Here is an 8,310-nt window from a genome sequence, read left to right on the forward strand (position 1 = left end):
GCCATCAGACTCGCTCAGCGTCGCATAAACCCCGCCTACGTCATCGCATGGTCATGCTGGAGGCGCGCCCATCAGGCGGCCGCTCGACGAGCTCATCTCAAAACTAAAATGCAACTGTAATGCTAGGACACCACCAGCGTCATACTTCACGACGGTGTGGCAGCTTCGCTAGCGGCGAAGGTACGGTCCCACGCGGCCTCGGCGGGGAAAACTTCTCCGAGAAAAGCGACGAACGCCTTTACGGTGGGGTTTCCTCGGCGGCTCTCCGGCCAGAGCGCGGTGATGTTGAAGCGATCGATCGCGTAGTCCTTGAGAACGGGCACCAGTTCGCCGCGCTCGAGGAACGGGGCTGCGATATACGTCGGGGAAATGCCGATACCGCCGCCCGCAACGAGAATGGCGGCTACGGCGTCACTGTTGTCGACCACGATCGTGGCGTTCGGAACGATTTCAAGCACTCGATCGCCGACCTTGAACGGCCAGCGCAACGTTTGGCCCGTGCTCTGGTACCGGAAGTTGACGCAGTCGTGCTGGACAAGGTCCTCCGGTCGCGCGGGAACTCCACGTCGTTTGATGTAATCCGGCGAGGCGAATGCGCAGACGCGGTTCGGCGCGAGCTTTCTGGCGATCAAGCGCGAGTCTGCTGGCTCGCCGACGCGGATTGCGACGTCGATGCCTTCCTCGATGATATCCGTGAATCTGTCGCCGAGCCGAAGGTCCACCGAGACTTTGGGAAAACGCTTACGGAAACGGGGCAGGGCGGGCGCGATAAGATTAGCCCCTATCGGCAACGGCGCAGTCACCTTGAGCGTGCCCGAGGGTTCGCCACGAGCAGCGACAGCCGCCTGCTCGATTTCTTCGGCCTCGCGGAGCAGGCGCAACGCACGTTCGTGCAGATCACGACCTTCCGCGGTCAGCGTGAGCGATCGCGTGGTTCGGCTGAAGAGGCTGATCCCAAGGTGCTCCTCAAGCCGTTGGACGCTTTTGCTTACAGCGGAAGGCGAGACTGAGAGCGAACGCGCCGCAGCCGTATAGCTTCCTAAAGAGGCCGAGCGGGCGAAAGCGATGATCCTCGTCAATCTGTCAATTCCGATTTGTTCCACCATGGAACTATTAAAACGAAAAGCGACCCAATTATCAAGCAGGCGGATTGGATTTAATTCTTACTCATCGGCGCTGGACACAGGCCGCTAACAAAGGAGAGACGAGATGAACCAGACAGTTACAGTTCCCGCAGGTAACTTTACCTCATCGCTCGACGGCAAGAAGGTCGTCATTTTCGGCGGCACCTCGGGTATCGGCCTCGCTGCCGCCATCCAGGCCAAAGCGGCCGGCGCGAAGGTCACCGTTATCGGCAACGACCGCCAGCGTGCTCAGCAAGCCGCCACCGAGAATGGTCTCGACGACTGGCGTTCTGCCGACGTTACCAATCCAGCCTCGATCTCCGAAGCGGTCGCGACGATCGACCGCGTTGACCACCTCGTCCTGCTGGCAGGCACTTTCGTCGCCGGCAAGGTCCTCGAGGCCGATGTTTCTTACCTCAAGCGGGCGTTCGACGAGCGCATCTGGGCAGCTGTCCACACGTTGCGCGCGCTTGGCGACAAGCTGGCTGAAGACGCTTCGATCACCCTCATTTCCGGGGCCCTGGCAGACCGCCCGAATGCTTATGGCACTGCTATTCTGGCGTCCGCTTCGGCCGCCATGGAAGCCTTTGGCCGCGGACTTGCGCGCGAACTCGCACCGCGTCGGGTGAACACCCTCTCTCCTGGCCCAATCGACACCCCGATCCTGTCCAAGGCGCTGGGCGAAGGCCGTGACTCCTACGTCGCCTCGCTCAAGCAAACGCTCCCGCTGCACCGCCTCGGCAGCGCGGAGGAAGCCGGTGCCGCGGTCGTATTCCTGATGGCGAATGGCTGGATGAACGGTGCCGTTCTCAATGTTGACGGAGGATCGCGCCTCGTTTGAGGCGCGCATTCCACTTTCTCTCAAGGAATCGCCCATGACCAGCTTGTTTGATCCAATTGAACTAGGCGCTATCAAGGCTCCCAACCGTATCCTGATGGCTCCAATGACCCGCGCGCGGGGCACTCGTAGTCATATCCCCACGCCCATCATGGTCGACTACTACGCCCAGCGCGCGTCTGCCGGCCTCATTATCAGCGAAGCGATCGGCATCAACCGGCTTGGACTTGGCTGGCCGTATGCTACAGGTCTGTGGCTGCCCGAGCAGATTGCCGGGTGGCGAAAAATCACCGACGCGGTCCACGAAAACGGCGGCCGGATCATCGCGCAGCTCTGGCAAATGGGTCGCGTCGTCCACTCGAGCTTCCTCGACGGTGGCCAGCCTGTGTCCGCATCGGCGACGACTGCGCCCAGCCAAGCTCACACGTACGACGGCAAGAAGCCATACGAGGAAGCGCGTGCGCTCAGCGTCAACGAGATCGCAGAGATCGTGCAGCACTTTCGTGACGGTGCGAAGAACGCAACGGAAGCCGGGTTCGACGGCGTCCAGCTGCACGCTGCCAATGGCTATCTCATTGACCAGTTCCTGCGCGATAGCTCGAACTTCCGCGATGACCACTACGGCGGATCGATCGAAAACCGCGTCAGGTTCCTGCGCGAGGCCACCCAAGCGGTCGTCGACACCATTGGCGGCGACCGGACCGGTGTCCGCCTTTCGCCTAACGGCGAGACGCAGGGCGTCAAGGACAGCAGTCCGCTACCCGTGTTCATTGCCGCGACTGAGGTGCTGTCGAGTATTGGTATCGCGCATCTGGAATTGCGTGAACCTCCGCTGACCGGCACTTTCGGAGTGGGTGACATGGACCCGCTCGCTTCGCAACTCCGGAGCGCGTTCAAGGGGTCACTGATCCTGAACTCCGACTTCGATATGGCTCGCGCGCAGGCCGAGCTGAGCGCGGGTATCGGCGACGCGGTCGCGTTCGGACGCCCGTTCATCTCGAACCCCGACCTGCCTTACCGTTTGGCAGAAGGCATTCCGCTCGCCTCGAACGACGCGTCGTTGTGGTTCACCCAGGGTCCCGAAGGCTACATCGACTATCCCGCTGCCACCCGAGCAGTGGCGAAGTCGGCATAGGCGGCTTCGATGAGCACGGTAGCCGAAAGCGCTCCGTTGCAGTTGCCGACATCCTGGCTGGGTGTCGGCTCCCTCGCCATCGGGTCTTTGCACTCGTGACTTCGGGATTCGCGTCGGGGTGCTGCATCGCGAGCACTGCAAAACTGCAAAGGAACTTCGAGCGCTTTCTTGCGTCTGGAGGGGGAAATTCGTAGCTGTAGCGCCAGCCTGGCTCCAGCAGAGGAGTCCATATTGGTCGAAGTTCACGAGCATCTCTTGGTTGAAAAGTTGAACGTAGGTATGCTGCGAAAGCCCGAGTGCTGAGCAAGGGTATGGTACGAAGGTGTTGAACGCATGCTGCAAAAGCGTATAGAAAATCCAATGATTATAAGCGTACCCCATACAAACGTTTGCTGCGAAGAACAGGCCGCTCGGAAGCGCGACCGTGTACTCTCATACCTTGAGGACGATTGCACTCACGACATGGGATGAGGAAAGCTTGAAATCTGCGCAGCTGGCTATGATCGCTGCAACCCCTCATACGCTTCACGTCGATACAACGATCCGTCATCTCTGGTTCGACCTTTGGCAGCGCGGGGAGCATATTGTGCGAGAGGCCAATCAAGCATTGATTACAGAGAGGGCCTGGCCCGCATGTGTGCGATGTTCGACGAGAGGTTTGAAACTCGCGCTAAGAAAGCACTCGACTTCCGGGACATCCATTTCGGCCGTCGTTATCGAAGGTATTGAGACTGAAAAACAGCGCGCGCGGATGGCCGTTAAGGCTCCGGATCAGTTGCAGGGTTTCCTCTTCGGGCGCCCGGATCCGGAGGGCGGAAGGCTCTCGGGCTCGCATGAGGCAAGCCGGGGCGAGCGAGGTGTGTCGCAAAAACCCGCGTTTACAAGTCGTTAATCATGATCTGCTAAGTTCATTCTCTCGGCGCGGTTCTCCTCCCTCCGCTGCCGATCAGAAAAACTGGGGCCGCGAGACATTGTCTCCGGCCCTTTTTCATGCCGGGTCCGACGATGAGCAAGACGCAAGCTCCTGCCTGTCGACACTGCTCCCGTTTTGTCATTTCGTCGGAGAACGCTGGGCAACAATCCAAGGTGCCGATCTGCCCGAACTATCCGAACAGATTTACTTTCGCTACTTGGCCGGCCATTCGCTCCGCAATTGCCCCATCATGGCTTTGCCGCCCCAAAGCCTTTGAGCGCGGCGGCGGCGACATAGTCGATCGGCTTTCGCCGGTCAAGCACGCATAGAGCATTTGAAGGGCAGGGCGCGCAGGAATGAACGGAGACACCATGCAGATCGAAGTCGAGAAGCCGAAGATCAACCCCGCGCATTTCATCGCCATCATAGGCGCCGCTCTTGTCAACGCGTTCATCATCGGCGGGGTATGGGTCAGTCTTAACCGCGACATCGCCGATATCCGAAACGCTCAAGAGCGGACACAGAAGGTTCTCGACGACACCCAGCAGCAGGTGTCGCAAATTCCACCGCTTTCATTGCAGGTGACGAGAGCGCTTGAGGCGACGGCGGAAAACAAGAAGGGATCGAGGCGGCAAACGCGCGCGTCGATCGCCTCGTGGAATCGCTCGTGGGAAACTTGAAACCGCGATCGAGAGCATCAACAAGGTCGCGACCCGCGTCGAGGTGTTGAGCAGCAAGCTCGATGATCCTCAGGGAAGGACAAATAAGATCTTGTGGCGAACGCCGATCGTCCGGCCTTAGCGGCTATGCGAGAGCTCGTCCAAATCTTGCCAAATGGCGAGCCCTCGCACAGTCTGCCGCAAGGGAGGATCTCGGAAAACCCTCGCGACATGGTGGAGGCAGACAACGGAGCTAGGGGCCGCCCATAAGACGCCGTAGAATATCTTCATCCCTTACTCCATGCTGGTAGAAGTGGATGATCTGCGTGGCGAGCTCGTCGCGCGCCTCCCCACTGGTAACGTGCTTTGCCTCACAGACCTGATCAAAGACGCGCTGACACATCGCCACGTCCTCGTCCTGCATCGGTATCTGGTCTGAAGATATTCGCGTTTGGATCATCGAAGGCGCACCCAACCTCGCTATCTGAATTTGTAGGACGCAGAGGAAATGGAAAGGCGTACGACCAGGGCTCGTCCAAAAAGGTTCCAAAATGGCGAGCCCTGTCGCATACCACGGCGTTGGTTGGAGAGCGGCTGCCGCGGCTAGGTGCTGTGCTTGGCGCAACAGCATCTAAAACTAAAACTCCGACAACCGTGGTCGTCAATAATCAATTCGGGTTACGCTGACACGTCATTAGCTTGGCCGGCATTGCGGCTTTGCGTGAATCGTGCATCGAGGGTTGCGGCGATCTCCTCTGGTGCCTTGACGCCCGCATTAACGAGCGAGATGGCGGCCGTGAGCGCTTGTTGGCCACGTTCGCTTTGGAGATTGACTTGGTTGCTCTGCGACCGGCAACTCAATGCCGAGCTGATAAGTTCAATCTCATCGTCTGTGCAGGAAAGTAGCTCGAAAACAGATGACATGATCGCTCTCCATTAGGGCAAGAGCAGATTGTCTCTCAAGCGGTCGACACCCGGTTGCATACGTGGACCGATGACAAACTGTACGCCTCGACGGCGCCCATAGCAATTAGGTGTCCGCTAACGTACGGAGGCCCGTCTGAGCGGGCAGTCTGATCCGGAGGATCGCGCGGCCTTCCAAAGGCAAGGAAGGGGCAAAACAATCAGCCTGCCACACGATCCCAAATAATAAACGGCCTGGCTCTATCGAATGTTCCGGCGCCGGGCCGCCACTTCTCGGCGCGGTTCATTTGCTGGAGTCAATCCAGGACCATGAAGCCGAACGGCAAAACCGCGACGATATCGCCGCTTTCATCGACGATTTCGAAACGCTGTGCCGCGATCTGCTCGCCGCCCATGACTAATTCCGCAATCATCTCGCGGGCAGCGTTGCGGGCCTCTTGCTGAACGGCCGCGACGTTCGGCAACTCGACACCTTCGTCGTCTTCCACCAATTGATCCCCGGTACGGATGTGAAAATAGTACCTCGCCATCGACGGACAGTCTCCTGTTACGCGACCGGAGAACAATCGAGGCTGCCCATTGTTCCCGTCGGTGGCGTGCGCTTAGCCATCAGCGGAGAGCGTCCAACACCGCCGCCAAACTACCGAGTGCGTCCGGAGCGCATCGGTCACACCGGCCGCCAGCGGCTCTCTCTGCGGGGCAGACAGGGCCGTCGCACCAGACTTGGAAATACAACCAAGGGGCTCGTCCAAAGGGTCAAAGATGGCGAGCCCCTGGTCTAATGGCGGCCTCGGATATTGGGTAACGCGGCCGTCACGGCTGTGCTTGGGGGCTACAGCGCTTAAAACTAACGGTCGGGGGAGCCTGCTGGTCAATAATCAATTAGGGTTAGGATCGAAGGGCCCGCCCCTACGGAAAGCGAGCCCTTGCCGCGCGTCATGGATCCCCTGCCATTCAGCGCGGGATTGACCACGCGGCACCCGGAGAGGGGTGTCATCCGGTTGAACAGGAGGAACTGCCTCGCGGCCGAATTGTGCTAAACAAGGCTGGTTCCGTAATGTTCCATAAAAAACCCGCCGGAGCGGGTCAGGTCATTGGGAAACGCGCGGGACCGACGGACAAAAAGAGACCCCGCGTGCTGTGGAGAGTCGTTACGGGGTCAGGTCGCCAGTGTGGCTGGCTGGATGCGCTGGCGAGCGATGCCAGAAGCGCAATCCATCGAATCAACAAGCGGACGGGCCTTGGGTTCCAGTACGCTGCCGTACGATCAAAAAGAAGCCCTGCGGAAACGGGGCAATGAGGATCGCGCGGCCTTCCGAGGGCAAGGAAGGGGCAAACAGTAACCCGTGCCACACGATCCCGAAGGTACAACGAGCAGATTTTGCGAAATGTTCCAGACCTGCGGCGCGTGGGCATTAGCCGATGAAGACGACCAGCGCTGCGGGCTGCAGAAGGCCGCCCCAGAGCCTGCTTCCATGAACCACGGCGCCAGGGGTTGGATTTTGGGGATAGCGCCGTGGCTTGTCATGGCGCTGTCTTGGGGTGACAGCCTCAACAAAGGTAGTCGGCCAAAAGATATAGAAGATTTTCCCGTAGAATCTTGCTCAAGGCTTCCCCCATTAAGCTAAGTTAATGCAATCAACTACTTAAATGGAAATTGGCCAACACAAGATTGCATCCAGTCCGTGGACTTGTATTGGCTATTGCCGGACAAGCAGCCTCAATGCGGAGGTAGCCCGCGATAAACGGCTGATGCTTTTGGAAGGACTCGGCGCCCGACAGGTCACAGCTTTGATCTCTTGCCGCAGTATGTCGTTGGCGGCGGTAGAGCCTCGTGTGCTTGTGCCAGTGTTTCCAACCAGACAGCCAGACCCGTTGGGATTTCCTCGTTCCCCGTTTCGAGAGCTTCGATCCACGACAGTTCGCATTGTAGAGCCGATGCGATGTTGATCGGCGTCCATCGGATATGCAGGAGGCATTCGGAAAATCGTTCTGGCGTCATGGCTGTAACTGTGACTTCGATCGAGACCACAGTCGCATAAAGGTTGCTGGAGTCAATCGCACCAGTCGTTTCTGTGTCTCGGCCGCCACTCTCGAGCGAAGCCTTCCTTGAGCAATGTCTTGCCGATTTCTTCACCATCGGCCCGGTAGATATTCACCAGCGGCCGATGTGCCGGCGTGTTGTCGATCACGCCACTCCATTCTACCCGCAATCCCTTTTCAGCCAAAAGCTCTTTCAGCCTTCCCTTGGCGATTAACACCAGCTTCCGTTCCTTGATGCACTTCGCGTGCGACCCGATCTCCGGTGTGTCGATGCCGGAGACGAACGGAACACCTTCCCCCAGCAGTCGCATATTTTGACCGCTCGGCAGGCACTTGACCGTGTCGCCGTCGACCGCCGCCAACGAGGCGCACATAAGCAGCTCCGTTATCATCAACCCCCCACATAACTACCAAACAGCAGCTTTCCGCTCTTGGCACCGCGCGACGTGCATTTCACGTTGATATAGCCGGGCGTCCATCCCGCATTCTCCGAAATTGACGCGTGCCGTGATGGTTCTGCCCTCCAAGGCAGAGGCGTCGAAGACGTCGTCCTAACTGAAAAGGGTTGTCAGCCCATAGAAGAGTGCCGAAATCACGGCAGCGGCAGGCATCGTGATGATCCACGCAATCACGATATTGCCGGCCAATCCCCACCGCACGGCTGACAAACGCCG

At 58.9% G+C, this 8,310-nt stretch carries 9 protein-coding genes and 1 pseudogene; 3 read left to right on the forward strand and 7 right to left on the reverse strand.

Annotation, left to right across the window (positions count from 1 at the left end; translation table 11 throughout):
* Window positions 1-146 precede the first annotated feature (146 nt).
* The gene (locus tag HGP14_RS34730) at window positions 147-1,106 is read right to left on the reverse strand and encodes a LysR family transcriptional regulator (RefSeq protein WP_168834316.1); all 960 of its coding nucleotides are present in this window, start codon (window positions 1,104-1,106) and stop codon (window positions 147-149) included.
* 103 nt (window positions 1,107-1,209) lie between these two features.
* On the opposite strand from HGP14_RS34730, the gene HGP14_RS34735 reads away from it, so the two are divergent.
* The 3 genes from HGP14_RS34735 (at window position 1,210) to HGP14_RS34745 (ending at window position 4,690) form a co-directional block, all read left to right on the forward strand.
* A complete protein-coding gene (locus HGP14_RS34735; RefSeq protein WP_168834317.1) occupies window positions 1,210-1,965 on the forward strand; it encodes an SDR family oxidoreductase in 756 nt (251 codons plus the stop codon).
* Window positions 1,966-1,999: 34 nt separating this feature from the next.
* Window positions 2,000-3,097, forward strand: a complete 1,098-nt coding sequence (locus tag HGP14_RS34740; protein ID WP_168834318.1) for an alkene reductase — start codon at window positions 2,000-2,002, stop codon at window positions 3,095-3,097.
* A gap of 1,284 nt (window positions 3,098-4,381) precedes the next feature.
* On the forward strand, window positions 4,382-4,690 hold the full coding sequence (locus HGP14_RS34745; protein ID WP_168834319.1) for a hypothetical protein: 309 nt from the start codon (window positions 4,382-4,384) through the stop codon (window positions 4,688-4,690).
* A gap of 232 nt (window positions 4,691-4,922) precedes the next feature.
* Here the strand turns inward: HGP14_RS34745 and HGP14_RS34750 are convergent, their stop codons facing one another.
* The 6 genes and pseudogenes from HGP14_RS34750 to HGP14_RS34775 all read right to left on the reverse strand — a co-directional run.
* A complete protein-coding gene (locus HGP14_RS34750; RefSeq protein ID WP_168834320.1) occupies window positions 4,923-5,129 on the reverse strand; it encodes a hypothetical protein in 207 nt (68 codons plus the stop codon).
* A 218-nt stretch (window positions 5,130-5,347) separates the two neighbouring features.
* Window positions 5,348-5,593 carry a hypothetical protein gene (locus tag HGP14_RS34755; RefSeq protein WP_168834321.1) on the reverse strand — a complete coding sequence of 82 codons (246 nt, stop codon included), beginning with the start codon at window positions 5,591-5,593 and terminating at the stop codon, window positions 5,348-5,350.
* A 296-nt stretch (window positions 5,594-5,889) separates the two neighbouring features.
* Window positions 5,890-6,123: a DUF6894 family protein gene (locus HGP14_RS34760; RefSeq protein WP_168833152.1), complete on the reverse strand. Its 234-nt coding sequence runs from the start codon at window positions 6,121-6,123 to the stop codon at window positions 5,890-5,892.
* Window positions 6,124-7,376: 1,253 nt separating this feature from the next.
* Entirely contained in the window at window positions 7,377-7,595 is a 219-nt protein-coding gene (locus HGP14_RS36130; protein ID WP_168834322.1) for a hypothetical protein, read from the reverse strand.
* A gap of 52 nt (window positions 7,596-7,647) precedes the next feature.
* Window positions 7,648-8,028, reverse strand: a complete 381-nt coding sequence (locus tag HGP14_RS34770) for a thermonuclease family protein (protein WP_168834323.1) — start codon at window positions 8,026-8,028, stop codon at window positions 7,648-7,650.
* A gap of 159 nt (window positions 8,029-8,187) precedes the next feature.
* Window positions 8,188-8,310: pseudogene (locus HGP14_RS34775) on the reverse strand (inorganic phosphate transporter); the annotation flags it as partial.

This window comes from Rhizobium sp. P32RR-XVIII (assembly GCF_012641395.1).
GTDB lineage: Bacteria > Pseudomonadota > Alphaproteobacteria > Rhizobiales > Rhizobiaceae > Rhizobium.